Origin of the sequence: Pseudoalteromonas sp. 1_2015MBL_MicDiv (assembly GCF_002407505.1) — a bacterium.
In the GTDB taxonomy this organism is placed as follows: Bacteria; Pseudomonadota; Gammaproteobacteria; order Enterobacterales; family Alteromonadaceae; genus Pseudoalteromonas; species Pseudoalteromonas fuliginea.
In genome coordinates, this window is the sequence record NZ_CP012737.1 from 2,252,255 (window position 1) to 2,268,692 (window position 16,438).

At 39.8% G+C, this 16,438-nt stretch carries 12 protein-coding genes; 2 read left to right on the forward strand and 10 right to left on the reverse strand.

What is annotated here, in order from left to right; genetic code table 11:
* The first annotated feature begins 3 nt into the window (after window positions 1–3).
* Complete coding sequence (locus AOR04_RS10180; protein ID WP_096793264.1) at window positions 4–978, forward strand: SMP-30/gluconolactonase/LRE family protein; 975 nt, start codon at window positions 4–6, stop codon at window positions 976–978.
* Between the two features lie 138 nt (window positions 979–1,116).
* On the opposite strand, the gene AOR04_RS10185 is transcribed toward AOR04_RS10180, so the two are convergent.
* The 9 genes from AOR04_RS10185 to AOR04_RS10225 all read right to left on the reverse strand — a co-directional run bounded on the left by AOR04_RS10185 (window position 1,117) and on the right by AOR04_RS10225 (window position 13,513).
* A complete protein-coding gene (locus AOR04_RS10185) occupies window positions 1,117–2,397 on the reverse strand; it encodes a glycosyl hydrolase family 8 (RefSeq protein ID WP_096793265.1) in 1,281 nt (426 codons plus the stop codon).
* A gap of 213 nt (window positions 2,398–2,610) precedes the next feature.
* Window positions 2,611–3,438, reverse strand: a complete 828-nt coding sequence (locus AOR04_RS10190; RefSeq protein WP_096793266.1) for a ThuA domain-containing protein — start codon at window positions 3,436–3,438, stop codon at window positions 2,611–2,613.
* A gap of 7 nt (window positions 3,439–3,445) precedes the next feature.
* Entirely contained in the window at window positions 3,446–4,156 is a 711-nt protein-coding gene (locus AOR04_RS10195; protein WP_096793267.1) for a DUF6445 family protein, read from the reverse strand.
* A 5-nt stretch (window positions 4,157–4,161) separates the two neighbouring features.
* Window positions 4,162–5,646 carry a tryptophan halogenase family protein gene (locus AOR04_RS10200; protein ID WP_096793268.1) on the reverse strand — a complete coding sequence of 495 codons (1,485 nt, stop codon included), beginning with the start codon at window positions 5,644–5,646 and terminating at the stop codon, window positions 4,162–4,164.
* 22 nt (window positions 5,647–5,668) lie between these two features.
* Window positions 5,669–6,679: a cupin-like domain-containing protein gene (locus AOR04_RS10205; RefSeq protein WP_096793269.1), complete on the reverse strand. Its 1,011-nt coding sequence runs from the start codon at window positions 6,677–6,679 to the stop codon at window positions 5,669–5,671.
* A 10-nt stretch (window positions 6,680–6,689) separates the two neighbouring features.
* On the reverse strand, window positions 6,690–7,433 hold the full coding sequence (locus AOR04_RS10210) for a SapC family protein (protein WP_096793270.1): 744 nt from the start codon (window positions 7,431–7,433) through the stop codon (window positions 6,690–6,692).
* Window positions 7,434–7,609: 176 nt separating this feature from the next.
* Window positions 7,610–10,639 carry a TonB-dependent receptor gene (locus AOR04_RS10215; protein ID WP_096793271.1) on the reverse strand — a complete coding sequence of 1,010 codons (3,030 nt, stop codon included), beginning with the start codon at window positions 10,637–10,639 and terminating at the stop codon, window positions 7,610–7,612.
* A 388-nt stretch (window positions 10,640–11,027) separates the two neighbouring features.
* Complete coding sequence (locus AOR04_RS10220) at window positions 11,028–12,095, reverse strand: glycoside hydrolase family 43 protein (RefSeq protein WP_096793272.1); 1,068 nt, start codon at window positions 12,093–12,095, stop codon at window positions 11,028–11,030.
* A gap of 62 nt (window positions 12,096–12,157) precedes the next feature.
* Window positions 12,158–13,513: an MFS transporter gene (locus AOR04_RS10225; protein WP_096793273.1), complete on the reverse strand. Its 1,356-nt coding sequence runs from the start codon at window positions 13,511–13,513 to the stop codon at window positions 12,158–12,160.
* A gap of 364 nt (window positions 13,514–13,877) precedes the next feature.
* Here AOR04_RS10225 and AOR04_RS10230 point away from each other — a divergent pair, with 364 nt between their 5' ends.
* The gene (locus AOR04_RS10230) at window positions 13,878–14,606 is read left to right on the forward strand and encodes an NUDIX hydrolase (protein WP_096793274.1); all 729 of its coding nucleotides are present in this window, start codon (window positions 13,878–13,880) and stop codon (window positions 14,604–14,606) included.
* A gap of 90 nt (window positions 14,607–14,696) precedes the next feature.
* Here AOR04_RS10230 and AOR04_RS10235 read toward each other — a convergent pair whose 3' ends face one another.
* Entirely contained in the window at window positions 14,697–16,424 is a 1,728-nt protein-coding gene (locus AOR04_RS10235) for a polymer-forming cytoskeletal protein (RefSeq protein ID WP_232525465.1), read from the reverse strand.
* Window positions 16,425–16,438 lie beyond the last annotated feature (14 nt).

Here is a 16,438-nt window from a genome sequence, read left to right on the forward strand (position 1 = left end):
TCCATGCTAAAAACACACAAAAAAATGCTAAGCTTAGTTGTATTAATGCTCTGTTTTAATAAAGCAGCGCTGGCACAACAACCTGAAAATACACCTTTGTTAAACACTGTAAACAGCCAAAGCAATGAGCAGTCGCCATTAATAAAGGGCGTAACACCCACACTTGTTAGTGACAATTTATTATTTTTAGAAGGCCCAACGTGGTCAAGCCAAGACAATGCGTTTTATTTTTCAGAAATGAACTTTGCTAGCTCGCAAGCACTTGGCCCTGATTCGACCATTTATAAATTAGTGCTGCCCAATACCCTCACCACTTATTTAAAACACAGTGGTACAAACGGCTTGTATGCCAAAGGAGAGAGCCTCTATACGCTTAACCATAGTACGCAATCGCTTTCTAAAATTAATATAAAAAGTAAGACCAATACCGTAATAGTCAATAAATTTGATGGGCTAAGCTTTAGCTCGCCAAACGATATGACTATGCATAAAAATGGCGATATATTTTTTACCGATCCTAATTGGCAACTAGGCGAACGCACTCAGCAAATGTCTTATACCGGTGTGTATAAGTTAAGCAATACGGGCACACTTAGTTTAATTGACGCTACGCTTGAAAAGCCCAACGGTGTTGCACTATCCCCAGATCAGCATACCCTTTATATTGGCGACTTTAGCAATCGCGTAAGCAAATACACTATTGATGAAAACGGTGATATTTCACCACGCGAAGACTTTATTAAAGTAACCTCGCCCGATGGTATAAAAGTAGATTCTGCTGGCAATATTTACGTTAGCAGCCACAAAAAAGGCATTATTAATATTTATACGCCAGAAGGTGCATTTATCGATAAAATTGAACTGGGCCCTAATGTAACTAACCTTGCGTTTGGTGGTAAAAACCGAAAAACGTTATTAATAACTACCGCTAAGGGGTTATTTACACTTGATGTAAAAATAGCTGGTTTGGCTAATTAATTAAATTAGTTAAGCAACGTATTAAAGAGAAAGTTAAGTTTATTAGTTAAGCGTAAAAACCGGTGTAACTTGGTTATACCGGTTTTTTATTATTTAAGTTATTGCTACCTAAGCTTTTGCCGCTTAGGTAGTGTTATTTTAATTAAACGTGTTGTTATAAAACTTAAAATTGCCCGATACATGCAGCATAGCTAACATATACAGCGAACCATTGTAGTAACGGTAGCTACCGGTTGGTTGCGATAAAGACCAAAACTCGTTAAAAAATTCATTTGCTTGCCCAGCGTTTGTTGAAGCAAGTAACGCTACTGCATTCGCGGCCTTTTGACCTTCGCCTGCACAGCCTTTGTTTTGCGCACCACCGTACGAATACACTTGCTCGTAACAGTTTTTACTGTTGTTTGTTTTTGCATAACTTAAAAAGCCTAATGCTTTATTTACTGCATTTTTATGCCACGCTTGAGCACCCATTAAATGCGCATCTAAACCCACATTCATAATTACGCGCCATGCATCAAATTCATACCATTGACCAGGGTTTGCTTGGCCGTTAAAAATGTAGCCAATAACAGGGCTGCCATCTAAGCGCGATAAAAATGTAGGTAAATTCCAATGCGGATTATCACTTACTTTTGTAAAATGGTTTTTAAGTAAGGTTCTACTTTTTGTGGCTACTTGTCGCCAGTAATTTTTGTCTGCTTGGTTAGTTACGTTATTAGCAAAGTAGTCGTAAAACGCAGGTATATGGTAAGAAGGGTCTGTTAAGTTATCAATGTAAGGCGAAAAGCGGATTATTTGGTTTTCCATCAGCTTATTTTTAATTGTATTTAACATGATAATAGCATCGTTGTAGTAGTTAAACTCCCCCGAATTACCCCAACGAGCTGACGCATTAAGTAGTGCAAACGCAAAGTACTCTTCGCCATCAGGAGCGGGGCCTTCATCTACTTTATAAACAAAGCCGTTTTGATTAAGCTTTAGTTTCCACGCGTAAACGCCTTGTTTTTTAGCATCAGGGTGGTTGTCTGGATTTTTTTGATACGCTTTTGCAAAGCGCCATAGGTTATCAAATTCTTCTTGTTTATTAAGCATGACAGCGGCGGTCATTCCCCACGATTGCCCTTCTGTTCTTATATCGTCGCCTTCGTCTGGGTTAATTGCTTTTATGTAGTGTGCTTTATAAACACCGTTTTCGGTGTACGGGTAGTAAAGTTGTTGTGTGTTGTTATAGCCAAACATATTGTCAAAAGTACTATTCACCTTTTGTTGTATGTTTGTTTTACCCATTTCTTGTGCGAGGTTACGGTATGCCCCTGAACTGTCAGCGCCTACACTCGATGGGTTACTATTAAATGCAGCAAGTGATTGATAGCTTATTAGTGTTAACAATAAAGTTGTTATTTTAAAAAATACTTTCATGTTTATCCTCTTTATTTGAATTATATTAGCGTGCAAATTTAATATAGTCTTTTTGACCATTTGATCAAGGGGTTCTCAAAACTATTTGTTTGTTTTATAAACTACATGAAATGAGTAAGGTGTTTAAACAGTGCCTAAAATGCAAAAGGCCCCTTAAAAAAGCGGCCTTAGTCGATGTAAATAATACTAAAAAGTACATTTATGAGTTATTCATTAATTACTGCTTTTTAACCCTTTACCTGTTGCAGCCCAATAAATTCCGCCATAAATATGCTCGGTTAAAAACTCACTTTGATACACCGCATTAGTATGCCCAAGGGCTGTATAAAACGAGCGTCCGCCATCGTAATTGTGATACCACGAAATAGGATGAAACGCCCCCATACCTGAGCCTGTTTTGTTATTACCCCAATCGGCAGTTGGGTTGTAACTTTGCTCATCAACGGTGAGTAAGTAGTTTAACTTAGTCAGCTCTGGCCCAAACTCGTACCACTCGTCTGTCCAAAGCATCTGCTGCGGCATGTGATTTAAGCCAATAAAGTTAGTATTAGGCACTTTACTTAATACACCAGTTTGAATAACAGGATGAATATTAAAGGTGCGCCCCACCAGCTTTTGGTACCAAGACCAATCGTATTCGGTATCTGATGCGCTATGAATGCCAACAAAGCCTTTGCCTGCTTTTACAAATCGCTCAAGCGCGGCTTGCTCTTTTGGGTTTAAAATATCGCCCGTGGTTGATAAAAATACCACTACATCAACATTTTTTAAGTAATCGTCGTTAAAATAATGGCTTTCTTCGTGCCAAATTAAGTTAAAAAAGTGCTTATCGGCTAAGCCTTCTAGCGCTTTAACGCCTTCGGTTTGCGACTTATGGTGCCACCCTGCAGTTTTTGTAAATAGCAGCACATTAAATTGCTTTTTAGGGAGGGTATCAAACCCTGTAGCATGACTTTTTTGCACTGTTGCCATACTCAGCGCCAATACAACAAAGCTTAATAGCCAACCTTTATATGCGAATCGAGGTAAAGAAAAAGACATAGTAATCCTATTTAAAATGAACAAACATATTGGCCGTTAGCCGCCCTGTTTGTGGACACGACGAAATATCGGTAGATGTATTAAGTAAACTGGTGTGCAGCAAATATCCAGGAAACACAATAAGCCTATTTGGCTTATATTCTATGTGCTTGTAGCACTCAAATTCACTGTGCTGCGTGGTGCAATAACTAGGCTTTGCATTATCTAGTTCAAGGTATTTCTGAGCATATGTTAAATACGTGTTTTTGCGCTTTGAGCTTATTGATTCAAACCCTGTTTTTTTATGTCTAAAAAATCCAGTGCCGCCGTGCTCGCCTTCGCCAAGGTAATGAATAATGGCAATTAAGTTTGGATCGTTTGTATCAAAGTGTGGCAAGGTTTGTATTGGTGATAGCTGCCGCTCCGTTTTAGTAATTAACGATAAGGTATTATCTTTTGGGTATGGGGTAAGTGTTTTCCCAATATTAAATACGTTATAAAGCCCCTGTATAAGAGGCTTTAAGTAATCAACCACACATTGCTTTGGAAGCGGCATGCGTAAACCTGGGTATTGAGTGAGTTCGTCGGGTTTAAACTCCCCATTACTTTTAGCAGCACTTTGCGCTAGGTTTATAAGTTTTTGCGGCACACTTAGGTAGTCGTCAATTATAATAATTGGCGTTTGCTCTTGCCCTATAAACTCATATTGCGGCTGTAAGTTATTGCCAAGTGTTAGCATAATACTTACTTAGCCTTGCAATAATGATTAATAAAATCAATGTGACTCGGTAAGCTATTTGCTTTTTTAGCCACATGATTTTTTATTGATTCTAAAAAGCGTTTTAACTCATCATCGCTCATGCTATCTACAATTGGGTGATAATTTTGCGGCAGTAGCCCTTGCCCTAACATCACTTGTAACCACGATGCTTCGCCAAATAGCTCTTGCTCTGCTTTATATACATGCCCGCTTTGCTTAAATAGCTCAATGCGTTTGGCAAGCGACTCTGGAATTGGCATGTTTTTACAGTAACGCCAAAAGTCGCTGTCGGTGCGCTGCGTCACATGGTAATGAAGCACAATAAAGTCGCGAATGTTTTCGGCTTCAAAGCGCATTTTGTTATTAAAGTCATCTTGATAGCACGACTCGATTGCTTTGGTTGGCATGTTTTGCATTAATCTAATAATGCTTTGCTGAATTAAATGAATACTGGTTGATTCAAGCGGCTCAATAAAACCGCTTGCTAAGCCAATAGCCACACAGTTTTTGTTCCAATGTTTACGCCGTGTACCGGTGCGGTATTTAATAACGCGCGGCTCATTAATAGGTCTGCCTTCTACGTTATTGAGGAGCGCTGTTTTGGCCTCATCATCGCTCATGTATTTACTACAAAACACTAAGCCATTACCACGGCGGCTTTGCAGCGGTATTTGCCACTGCCAACCACATTTATGCGCCATTGCACGTGTGTATGGCACTATTGGGCTTACTAATTCTGTTTGTACTGCTACTGCGCTGTCGCACGGGAGCCAATGGCTCCAATCTTCGTATCCGGTGTGTAGCGCTTGCTCTATTAATAAACCTTTAAAGCCGGTGCAATCTATAAATAAATCGCCCTCAATAATTTGCCCGTCACCTAAAGTAAGCGATTTTATAAAGCCATTGGTGGGCTCTAAATTAACTTTGCTTATCATGCCTTCTATACGTTTAGCGCCGTTTTGCTCTGCAAAATTTCGTAAAAATTTAGCGTACAAACCGGCATCTAACTGATAAGCATGGTTACGGTCTTGATTCGGTACTACGGCAAATTTACCCAAGCGACTTGCTACGTGCTCTGTGCAATAGTCGCCAATATCGGCTGCAACACCTTGTTGCATACCTTTTAGCCAAAAGTGCTGAAAACCTGCAGCCCAACAGCCTTGCCCAACATAACCAAATGAGTGAAAGTAGCTTTGCTGGTTTTGTTTCCAGCCCTCAAACGATATGCCTAATTTGAACGTGGCGCTAGTGGCTGCCATAAATTCTGATTCGCTGATTTTTAGTAAATCATGAAATATATGCAGCGTAGGAATAGTTGACTCCCCGACCCCCACGGTAGGAATTAAATCGGATTCAACTAAGCACACTTCAATATTTTTACCTAGTAGCTTTGCCATTGCAGCGCTACACATCCAACCGGCGGTACCGCCACCTGCTATTACGATTTTTTTAATTGCATTTTGATTCATATTTCAAACCTTACAAGTACGCTTAGCGTCTTAATTTATTTTGTAATTCGGCTCTTAATTTACGCGCTGTAAGCTCATCCATTGGCTTTGCTAAAATAGACTGTGCAGGCGTTGGTATGTGGGTAAATTCGTTATCAGCAAATACGTAGTAATTAAACAAACGTTGCCATGCTGCGCGCTCATGCTTTGGTAAATTACGTATGTTTAAAATAGCAAGGTGCAACGCATTAGTAGGCTGCCCATACACCGCAGGCGTATTTTTAAACCAATAATTAAACAGTATATTTAAACTGCCAAGCCCCTCTACTTGGTGCCACCACATGCTGGGTAATATAAGGGCATCGCCGGCTTCAAGATCAACGGTAATTGCCGCTTTTATTGCCTGCTCAAACTTAGGGTATTGCGTGAAGTTGGGCGCAGTTGTGGTAGTTAAGCTTATTGGCTGACCACCGGGTGCTTTATCAAGCGGGCCTATATATAAATTATCTATTTGATCGGGGGCAAATAAAGTAAAACGCCTTTTACCTGCAACGCAACATGCTAAATTTTGCGCTACGTCGTAATGTGCTGGCACGGTAACTTTTCCGCCTGCCCATACATTAAATAAACAGCCTTCGTTTAATGCGTTAACTTGGCAGTGATTAACCAAACCAGGTAAGCACTGTGCAATGCTAGTAGAGCCAATGTATAAAGTGTCCGCTTGTGGGTTATTTGCACTTTGCATTATTTGCTCAAGCGCATTAATAAATGCCGCTTGTTGATTAGTAAAGTTAAAACCGCTCATATCGGAGTTATACCCTACAACCCCGCTTTGACTGGCAGGTATTGTGCAAGTGTTAACTAAAAAACCTTCGTAAAACGGTGTTAAATAATCAATCGCAGCTGCATCAGATTTTTTAGCGGCAATAACGACGGGCCAATCGCTTACAAACCCTTTTAGTACAATAGGCACAGACGAGTTTAAAAGCTCCTTGGGCAACGTGCTGGGAGTTAAGCCATTAAGCGTTTGAATTTTATTTGCTAAATTTTCCATAGCGAAATACTTACACAGCGTGCTTTTGTAGCATAAGTTGCTCGTTTTTAAGCGCCACTAAATCACGCACATGTACTTGCGATGCAATGATCATGTATATACACGCTAAATACCCTTGTGAGTGCAGCTCTGCAATTGCATCGCTACTTAGTTGGTTAAGCGTGTCTTCGTTTATGGTATAAAAACCAAGTAAGTTATGTTTAAGCCCGTTTACTAAATCAAGCTCTAGTGATACTGATTCAAGTAAACCATGTTTAATTAAGGTTTTAATAAAGGGCTGGTTTTGTTGTAAACCATGATGCAGGTTGTCGAGCACATTTATTACGTTTTCGAGGTAATCGCTATTCCCGCCGTGTTCTAAAAATAAGTTAATACCCTGCTTTGTTGTCACTTTTGGCGAGTCTAAATCAATGCTAAGCATGCGCTCTTGCGTTGCTACACCGTTTTGCATTGTATTTTGAGTAGCAATAGCAAAAGGCAGTCGCTGCATACTTAACGGAATGTAGTGTGCTTGCCATTGCTGGTTTACTAAAAATAAGTTTTCGTCTTTATTTATGCCGTACAAACACACCGGCGAAAATGTATTTGTTGTATCGTCCTTGGTAAAAAATATTGGATAATGTGCTTGAGCGACTCTAAATTCGCTCACAAATGTATCGCTGTACCAAACCCCGTCACCTAAGTGTGTGCTGCGTGCAGGGTTTATTTTTAAATGCTGATGCTCAACATTATTTAATAATGCATGATTGGCCATGGATTGTGTGCTCCAATTGTTGTTGTGTGCCTTTACCTACTGCTACGAGTTAAATGTAACAAATAGGTTAAATTCACATTGACTATAACAGCTGGGTATTATTATTACTAGGTTAATTTAGGCAAATAAAAAGCCGCAAAATGCGGCTTTTATAAGGTTGCTACAAGGGTAATTTATTAAAAATTATAACGAACACCTAAACCGTAACGAGAGCCAGTTTGAGTGATGTTATAAATCAGCTCTTGCTTACGCCCGTACGATGTTACGTACTCGTCAGTAATGTTTATACCTTCAATAAATACGGTAAGTCCCTCTACTGCCGGTACTTCGTAACTTACGTTAAAGTCTATTTGGTAATACTCATCAGTGTAAATTGGTGCGGTTAAATCGCCATTTACACGACGCTCATTTAAAAACGAGTCGCGCCAGTTATACGCAATACGCGCTTGTAAGCCTTCTTTATCGTAAAAGAACACCACGTTTGCCGTGTCACTTAACCCTACTAGTGCTTCTGTATCCTCTAGTGAGTCGTTGTCGTATTCAAGGCCTGAGTCAACCATAGTGTAGTTAAAAATACCGCCAAAACCTGACTCACCAAATAAATGCTGAATATTAAATTCAAAGCCATCAATAGTGTATTCTTGGTCGCCATTTACAGGCACGTTTATTCTAAAGTTAATTGGATCATCTGAGTCTGGGTCAGCAACAATTGTGCCACCGTCTAATTCACCATCTTCATCAAAATTAGGCTGCACATTTGGATCATCAGCAAAGTTTTCAAAAATGTAATTTCTGATGTCTTCGTTAGATGCATTACCACCTAGTGCACTTGATGCAGCTCTAAATTTTTCACCATTTAATGGGTCATATAAGTTAAATATATTTGAGTCGATAGTGCCTGTAGTGATCCAATTTGTTACGTCTTTTTTAAAGTAACCAAACGAAATATAGCTTCCTTCGTCGTAATACCATTCACTTGATAAATCGTAGTTAATTGATTCAAGCGGTTTAAGACCTGGATTACCAGAGCCACCCGAATAACCACTTAAACTACCACCGGTATTAATAGTTGTACCGCCTTGCAGCTGACCGTAGCCCGCTCTTGAAATAGTTTTACTCGCTGCTGCACGGATCATTACATCTTCAACAACTTCAATATTAAAGTTAATATTTGGCAGGAACTGGCTGTAATCTGCCGATTGGCTTAGCGTTTCAATACCGGTAACACCGGTTACTGATGTGGCTGTATCTTCGTTCCACTCTACGCGGCTGTAACCTGGTGCGGTTGCTTTAGAAAATACGTCTGTTTTTTCGTAGCGTAAGCCAATTTGCAGGTCGAAGAACATGCCGCTCAATTCGCCTTTGTAGTTTACTTGTGCAAAAGCAGACTGCGTTTTTTCTTCAGTAAAGCGGTTTGTTGCTGCATCCCAGTCGGTTGAAGCACAAAATTGTCCTTCGCCGTTTGGTCCTGCCGCTGCGCCGTCGGCTGCTTTACAATCACCATAAAGGTTATCTACGTTGGCAATAGGGTCTGCGTACTCTGCTGCATTTACAATCGCATCAAAGTCGGCAAAAAAGATTGTATTAAATAAATCGTATTCGCCTTGTGTTGCAGTGCCTTCAAAGTTACCCGCTTTAGCTTGAAACTTATCTAAAATAGTATCTTGGCGCCAATCGATATCAGCAAAGTCGCCCTCAACACCAACCCCACCCCAATCTGGGCGCTGCACTTGTGTATGACGGTAATGGTTATTTACTTTATTAACTGCAACACCAAAATCAATACTTAAACTGTCGTCTAAGAAGTACTTACCTGAGATTTGTGTTTGATCGATTTCTGAATCGTATTTGTCGTTTGCAAACCAGCTACCCGATAAACGCATGGTTTCTGGGGTAAAATTTTCAATGTTACCAATAGCAATACCGGGTAAGTCGCCGGTTAAATCAAGCCCGGTACGTGAACGTGTGTACGATGGTAACTGAATATTGTTACGTGTACCGTGGCGTGGATCAGTTGCTTTCATTGATGCTTTTGAACTGTGGTGATCAAACTCTAGGTTAAGCTGATCAGACACTGTCCACTCTAAATTAAAGCCTAATGAATCTGTTTTTTCTTCGCGACCCCAAGAACCTACCGTAAGCGACGTATCGCGGAAATCGGCATCACTTTGAATGTCATAAATTTCTGAGTAAATAAGTGGGTACGCGTTAGACTCGCCCGCCCAAACAGATTCACTTCTGTCGCCAGCATAGTTAAACCAAACTGAGGCATCAGTGTGCTGCTCTTCAACGGTTGTTTTAAAGCCCGTGTAATCAAGGGTTGCTGTAATGTTTTCAACAGGTTGATATTGAAATACCAACTGACCATTTACACGTTCACGTTGACGTTCTTCAAACACATAACGTGGTTGTTGCGGGTTTGAGTAAATGCCTGATGTAGGTCTGTTTGCTCCGCCTTCTGCGCCTGCAGGCACACCGCCCCATCCTGTATTTGTGTAATCAGATGCTCTGTAGCCTTGATCTTGAATAAACTGTTGCATACCGCTTTCACGGTCTTGGTAGCTACCTGAAATTGAAATACCAAACTTGTCATCCCCAAATGTTTGCGAATATAAACCGCTTACCTCTGGTGTAATGCTGCCCTCGTCGGTTGATTGATCGTCTACAGCTTTTACGCCAAACGATGCTTTTATACCGGGGCTATTTAAGGGTCTGTTGGTTGTTAAGTTTATAGTTGCGCCAATGCCACCTGAGGTAACACTTGCGTCTGATGTTTTATAAACTTGCACGCCCGATACGCTTTCAGATGCGACATTTGCAAAATCAAATGTGCGGTCACCTGTTGTATTTGGAAGTTGGCGGCCATTAATAGTAATTAAGTTATTAGCAGGTCCAAATCCACGTACTGTTACGCGGCTACCTTCACCGCCCGCTCTATCAATTGATACGCCGGTAATACGTTGTAGCGATTCAGCAAGATTGGTATCAGGAAATTTCCCCATATCCTCAGCCGAAATTGCATCGACAATACCAGAAGAGTCGCGTTTAACATCCATAGAGCGTTGCAATGAACCTCTAATGCCGGTTACTTGTATTATTTCTACATCTTCATCGGCAACAGTTTCGGCAGCGTAGCTTTGGTGAGGAAGCGTAACGGTACCCATTGCAGCGAGTATGGCTGTTGAAATTATCTTTTTCTTAAACATCATGATGCCTTTTTCTTATTTAATTATTATTGACGTACTGCAAGACTTTAAGAATTACTCGAAACATAATTGTAAACTATTTGTTTCATTTTACGGTCAATAAATAATTATTGTGTGTGTATGTTTTAAACGTTTTACAAAGACCACAACCAGTTTTAAACATGTGCTACTTAACTAAAAACCGTTAAATAACAGAATGTTTATGCTAATTCTTTGTGCTAATTTTTTGCTTTAAAATATTTTCATTTTGTCATATGTCCTCAGCTTCTTCTTATTTTGACCATTAACAATAAAAAATTAATGGTCATATTGACTATATCGTTTTTATGCAAATAAAAGCTTAAGCTTTGCTTACGCAGATAATTTGCATTGTTTGTAACTATTTTTACTAAGCGTGTTCATATGGGCTTATTGTTTGAATTTTTCCGTTTGAGTCGTGTTCGAGCTTAGCCATTTTCATACTGCGTAAATGGGTTTGCCCGCCCGACAACGTGCTGTCGTGATAAAATAAAAACCAATCACCATTGTGTTTAACAATTGAGTGATGCGTGGTCCAACCTAGTACTGGGTTTAAAATAACGCCCTGATAGGTAAATGGTCCGTATGGGTTATCGCCTGTTGCGTATACAATTTTGTGCGTATCACCCGTTGAATACGAAAAATAATAAACACCATTGTGTTTGTGTACCCAAGGGCCTTCAAAAAAGCGGCGGTTATTATCGCACACTGTAATTGGCGAGCCGCTCTCATCTAATACAACAACCTCTTTTACGTCTTCGCTTAGGCTGATCATATCTTCAGATAATTTTGCTACACGCGCAGGGATTGCAGGTTCACCATTTTTGGGATACGCGTCTTCTTTGTTAAATTCGCTCGTTTGCCAATTTTGTAATTGCCCGCCCCACAAGCCACCAAAATACAAATAATGGCTTGAGTCGTCATCTTCAAATACAGCTGGGTCGATACTAAACGTGCCTTGAATGTAATCATCTTCGGCTTTGAATGGACCTGTTGGGCTGTCACTTTTTGCAACGCCAATTCTGAAAATACCTTGCTGATCGCGCGCCGGAAAATAAAGGTAATACTGACCAAGTTTATGCGCTGCATCGGGTGCCCACATTTGCTTGCTTGCCCATTTTACGTCATCTACACAAAGTGCTACGCCATGGTCTATGGCTTTGCCTGAGCTTTCGTCAAGGGAAAACACATGGTAGTCGCGCATTGCAAAGTGGTCGCCGTTATCATTAATTTCATTTTTTGATTCAATGTCGTGCGATGGATAAATATACACTTTGCCGTTAAACACATGCGCAGACGGATCGGCTGTATACATGTGATCAACTAACACATTATGATTTTGTATTAACGAGTTGGCTCGTTGTAGGTCTTTTAACTGTTTAAGTTCAGCGTCACTTAATCCATTAGATGGGGGTGCTGCTTGCGCTGTATTTTGCATTTTTACTCCTAGTATTGCCTGCCCACTTTGCACTTGTAAAAGGTGCAAAGTGGGCTGCTAAATTAGTTTATGGTTTTGTTATCAGCCAGCTGCGTTTGAATGCGCTTTACTTCAGGCTCGGTAAGTTTGTAACGTGTTATAAAAATTAAACATGCCACGGTACAAATTACTGGAATGCCAGCAAAGGCGAGTAAAATGCCTGATAACGTGTGTTCTGATTGCTCTTGATTAGGCACGTATGCATAGCCAGATAATATCCACCCAGCAATCGCACCGCCGATTGCAAAGCCTAATTTTATTGCTAATAAATGGCCCGAAAACGTAACAGCGGTTAATCTACGGCCAATTTTTAATGCGCCGTAATCAACCGTATCTGCCACCATTGAGAACATGATTGGGGTAATTATCATGTGAGCAAAGTTAGCAATAAAGTAGACAATAAAAATGGTGACTATGGCGTCGCTCTCAAGTACGTAAAACATGCTGTGAGAAATAATTACGACAACTAAAGCGACTATAAATAGCGTTTTCTTTTCAATAAATTTGGTTAAAAAGTTGGTAGACACAGCGCCGAGTACTGAGCCAATTGCTGAGAGTGTTAAAAAGTTAGAAGTAAGTGAGGCTTCTCCTACGTAGTACTTAATATAATGCGGTGCTACTGAGGCTCTAACGCCAATTAATATTAATGTTGCTAGGCTTATAACGGCTATAACAACCCATTGATCGTTTTTAAATAAGCTTAAAAATTCAAGGAAGGCATTCTTTTTACTTTGCGCGGGTTTAACTTGTTTGGTTTCTTTGGTCATTTTAAAACACAGTAAAAAACAAGCCGCTGCAAGTCCGCCTAAAAACACCATTGCTAGCGGGTAACCTACTACATCGTCACCGTCGCCAAAAAAAGCAACTAGCTTAGGCAGTGCCCATACAATTACAAGCAGTGCAGCCATTGCCATTGCAAATCGGTATGACTGAAGCGATGCACGTTCTTTAGGGTCGTTTGTCATTACTGCGCCAAGTGCGCCGTACGGTATATTAATGGCGGTATAACACGTCATTAATAGCCCGTAAGTAAAGTAGGCATATATAAGCTTGCCCGTAGAATCAAAATCTGGAGTTATGAATGCTAAGCAAGCAAACACACCGTAAGGCACGGCTAAAAATAATATATATGGGCGGTAAGAGCCCCAACGGCTGCGCGTTCTATCGGCAATACTGCCCATTATTGGGTCGGTAAAACCATCAAATAAACGAACCGCTAATAATAAGGTACCCGCAGCGGCTGCAGATAAACCGTAAACATCGGTATAAAATATCAACATAAAGTTAGCGACCATTTGAAATACAATATTACTGGCTGTATCACCAAGGCCGTACCCTATTTTTTCTTTAATTGTGAGTGTGTGTTTTGTGTTGTTCATGTGTGCTCAATTTTCAATGCAAATCGATATAGTCAAAAATACTATATGCATTTTTAGCGCATGTAAACATTTATGTTACATTTTTAATTTGCTAGTAATGTATTTAATACACGACGCTAATTAGCCGTTAAATTTACTAACATACAAAGGTATTATCCGTTCAATAAAAAACCAATACCAAATCAAAGTCGAATATCGGCGTGAACGCGTAAAAACAGGTACAGTTTATAAAGTGAGTAATTAAATAGATGTGATTGTTTTAAATAGGAATTATAAAAGCTTTTTATTTGCGCTTTACCCACCTTTTATATACCCTTAATAGTCTTTATAACAATATCTACGTATAGCTTTGGCTGAGTAATTTATGCACTATAAAACATCAAACATTTCTAACAACATCGACGAAGAATCGATTCCTGATGACTGCATTAGTAATCTAACCGTAGATAATATTGTATTTGCTATTCATGAAGGTAAGTTAAAGGTGTTGCTGGTTAAATATAACCGCGGCCTTGCAACAAGCCAGTGGGGTTTAATTGGTCATTGGGTTCGAAAGAATGAAAACCTAGATTCAGCCGCACTTCGTGTCGTTAAAAGTACAACCGGTGTTGAAAACCTGTATTTAGATCAGCTAGGTGCATTTGGTAACGTAGACCGCTACCCTGCTAGACGTATTATTACTATTGTTTATTATTCACTCGTTCGCTTTGAAGAAACCAACCTTGTGAGTGGCGACAATGCTTTAGAGTGTGAATGGTTTGATGTAAATAGTGTACCCGCTTTAATGTTTGACCATGCCGATATTTTAAAAAGTGGCTTAGACTACTTACGCTACAAAGTAAGACACGAGCCTATTGGTTTTAGCTTACTCCCAGAAAAATTTACCCTGCTTGAGCTACAAGGAATTTACGAGTCGATTTTAAATAAATCACTCGATAAACCTAACTTTAGACGTAAGTTTCAAAAAATGAACTTACTAATAAACTGCAAAGAAAAACAAACAAATGTAGCTCACAGAGCCGCGACTTTGTATCGTTTTGACATAAACGTGTATGAAAAATTAAGAGAGTTTGGTTTTACGTTTGAGTTTTAAGTATGCAAATATTAGTCAAAGCAATTAATTAAACAATCTTGATAAATTCTCTTAGGGAAATGAGCTTTGAATAACGACCTAATAGCTTTGTTATTCATTGCTTTGTTCAACAGGGGTAAAGCGCCACCCTTTGAAAACTAACTTACTTGCAGATCCATTACCACCAGATGAAGAACCACCAAAGCTTGCTTCATTTAATGCCGTGTCAAAGTGAATACCACCGGCGCCGCTTACAATAACGGTGTCTCCTAAAATAGACCCTTTAAAACCGACAGCCGAAGTAACTTTTACTTTTGTAAGTGGTGCGTATATAACAGCGTAAAGCTCTCGTGTACCGCCTGAAAACTCTATCCCAGTGTCATTTCCATTGTATGAACTATAAATGCTAAAAACAGGCTTACCTTGATCCGTAACTCCATTGTCGGGGGTGTACACTTGTGCCCCATTTCCTATCTTAAGCTTTCCTTTAATTATGATAGTTAAGCTACTGTTATCAGGGATCGTTAGCGAACTTGCGCCACTCATTGTAAAATCGCCAGCAACAAACATAACTGCATTATGATTACTTTTTACCTGCATTCGCCCTTTAATTGTCACATCATCAAAATAAAATATTTGAGTTGCTGAATCAAGAAAAGTAGCAGTTTTAGCATTGATGGTACCATTTGGAGTGCTACCAAAATCTACTAAAAAGTTAGCCGTGTTAGTTTCTAACTCGAGTAAGTCACCAGCTCTGCTATTGTTATTTATAAAAAGGTCAGGGCTTGTTGTATTAACTGACACGCCATCAATTGCTGTTGCAATACCAAGTGGATCACACGCAGTTAACCCTCTATTATTTTCACTCTCTGGTGTTATTTTTTCAACCGGCTCAATAGTTGGCATTGATATTTCTGTACTTGATACCCTGTAAGGTGAAAAAGCATATTCAGGAGTATCACCTTTAAAAGAGCCACGACCTGCATACCTTAAATCTTTACCTGCAATAGTGCTGCCCCACTGTTTAAGCGTCACATTGCCTTGAACACGCACTCCACCGTAGACACTGCCACCTGTTTGCTCATAATTACCTGATGTATAAACGCCGTTACGTATTGTTGTTTGATTAAGAGCGACTAAATCATATGAGCGAACAGTTCCCTGAATGGTATTACCTGTAATAGAAATTGGACCTGATGAACTAATATCACCACCAACCTGAGTTTGCTTTACTGATATAGATTGGTTTGCTGAAATACTACCCGAGACAGTACCACTACTTTGTGTGAAGCTTAAATATGCTGATGCATCCCCCCCAATGACCACGCCACCAGAGAGTATTAAATTTCCATTACTATGAATATTGCCTGTGACATCTGCGCCTTGCCTAATTGATAAGTTACTAGAGGATAAAACATCACCTTCAATTGTACCGCTACCATTTAGAGTAATATCACCAGTATCGTTAACTGTATTAACGAAAGACTCTTCTGAAATATTTTTACTGCCATCATCTAGAGTGTCGTTATAATCCCCTAAAGACGAATCATAACTATCAATTAAGCCACTACCAGTAATTGCAACACCAGAGCACCCTGTAACCCCTTGGGAGAAAACAGAATCACTGGTGGTTCCGCCTCGACCTGCAACAAATTCGAATATGGCTTGCATTTGATCCTCGCCTTCAAAGCGAGTACCTTCACTTGAAATTAGTACATCACCGTTGCTATCAATTTTGATAGTTGCGTTATAAGTACTAGACTCAAGTGAACCAGTGCCTGAAACTTGGGTATTGTTAGCAATTAAATCATTAATAGTTATAGTAGGGTCTGCAAGCATTTCTGCTTCAAGTT

What these genes read in the sequence shown, in the direction of transcription:
- AOR04_RS10180 (WP_096793264.1), top strand. Translation starts at nt 4, where the DNA reads ATGCTAAAAACACACAAAAAAATGCTAAGCTTAGTTGTATTAATGCTC.
- AOR04_RS10185 (WP_096793265.1), bottom strand. Translation starts at nt 2,397, where the DNA reads ATGAAAGTATTTTTTAAAATAACAACTTTATTGTTAACACTAATAAGC.
- AOR04_RS10190 (WP_096793266.1), bottom strand. Translation starts at nt 3,438, where the DNA reads ATGTCTTTTTCTTTACCTCGATTCGCATATAAAGGTTGGCTATTAAGC.
- AOR04_RS10195 (WP_096793267.1), bottom strand. Translation starts at nt 4,156, where the DNA reads ATGCTAACACTTGGCAATAACTTACAGCCGCAATATGAGTTTATAGGG.
- AOR04_RS10200 (WP_096793268.1), bottom strand. Translation starts at nt 5,646, where the DNA reads ATGAATCAAAATGCAATTAAAAAAATCGTAATAGCAGGTGGCGGTACC.
- AOR04_RS10205 (WP_096793269.1), bottom strand. Translation starts at nt 6,679, where the DNA reads ATGGAAAATTTAGCAAATAAAATTCAAACGCTTAATGGCTTAACTCCC.
- AOR04_RS10210 (WP_096793270.1), bottom strand. Translation starts at nt 7,433, where the DNA reads ATGGCCAATCATGCATTATTAAATAATGTTGAGCATCAGCATTTAAAA.
- AOR04_RS10215 (WP_096793271.1), bottom strand. Translation starts at nt 10,639, where the DNA reads ATGTTTAAGAAAAAGATAATTTCAACAGCCATACTCGCTGCAATGGGT.
- AOR04_RS10220 (WP_096793272.1), bottom strand. Translation starts at nt 12,095, where the DNA reads ATGCAAAATACAGCGCAAGCAGCACCCCCATCTAATGGATTAAGTGAC.
- AOR04_RS10225 (WP_096793273.1), bottom strand. Translation starts at nt 13,513, where the DNA reads ATGAACAACACAAAACACACACTCACAATTAAAGAAAAAATAGGGTAC.
- AOR04_RS10230 (WP_096793274.1), top strand. Translation starts at nt 13,878, where the DNA reads ATGCACTATAAAACATCAAACATTTCTAACAACATCGACGAAGAATCG.
- AOR04_RS10235 (WP_232525465.1), bottom strand. Translation starts at nt 16,424, where the DNA reads ATGCTTGCAGACCCTACTATAACTATTAATGATTTAATTGCTAACAAT.